The sequence below is a fragment of the Endozoicomonas sp. SESOKO4 genome (assembly GCF_024606275.1).
Genome location: NZ_JAHHPS010000648.1, coordinates 1 through 1075, shown reverse-complemented (window position 1 = coordinate 1075; position 1075 = coordinate 1). Strand labels below are relative to the sequence as shown.

The 1075-nt window shown below is 49.7% G+C and carries 1 protein-coding gene; it reads left to right on the top strand.

Annotated features, from left to right (window positions below; translation table 11 throughout):
- On the top strand, window positions 1-1075 hold a 1075-nt coding region (locus tag KDK16_RS12660), incomplete at both ends, for a PABP-interacting PAM2 motif-containing protein (protein ID WP_257276397.1).

Sequence of the window (1075 nt, the reverse complement as noted above, 5' to 3'; positions counted from 1 at the left end):
CCACCAGCCTATGGTTCAACATCGCAACCGTCACAAAATCACCTGCCTGATTCCGATCAGGACGCTCATCAGGACACAAAGCCTGCATCCGATTTAAACCCGAATGCGCAACCGTTTGTTCCTCGTGGTCCCTGGTCGAACACGCGCACGGATATTCGCCGTCGGCGAACCACCGGGCACAGCAAACCTTCTGTTCAGAGGTCACACCAGTCAACCAGAAAGAAATCGCCTGAACCGGCTGAAAGAAAAATCCGTGAAGCCTATATAGCACTGAAAAACCAGCATTTCAGCTACGCAGAAGCCACATTCAAGGCTGTCTTGGAAGAATACCGGGTCCAACTCAGCGACGCCGACGAACAAAGCTCAGTCATGGGACTGGCAAGATCGTTGAAAGAGCAAAACCGGGAAAAACTGAAAGAAGCCTTTGATCTTCTGGAAGCATTCAGATCGAAAGGATCATTGACTCCATTAGGGGCTTCCACCATTCACAACCTTGACCTGACCCTGAGCCGCTGTGAACAGGCACTTGGGTTATTCTCGAAAGCTGAAGAACGACTGATAAGACTGAGAAATATAGACCCCGATGCCGATGAAGAAATCCTTTGCAAGAAATCTCACAATTTTGACGCTGATGTTACCAATGCCCGACTGTGGCAGTTTATGAAAAAACACCAGATGACTGAAACACTGCTGGTGAACGTGAGAAAAGAGCTGACCAGAAAGCTGCTATCGAATCGAAAAACTGCCACTGCGGAAACCCTTCATAAACATCTCCATATCGTCAATATTGCCCTGGCGCGACACTTACAGGAGAGAGGCCTGTATGAATGGGCTGAAAAGTTGCTGCTGGAGATGATTGGCAAGCGACCCAATAACGGCGAGGCGTTCCTTTGTGAGGCCTGTGGGGATAATGAAATTGATCTGGCCCTGGCACGACTCTGGCAGTTGATGGGAAAGACTGAACGGGCTGAAAAACTGCTGTTGAACAGGAGTGGCAAGCCCCCCAATGCCAGTGAAGACATTCTATGCACTCACTCTGGAAATCGTGAAATTGACCTGGCCCTGGTGCGACTCT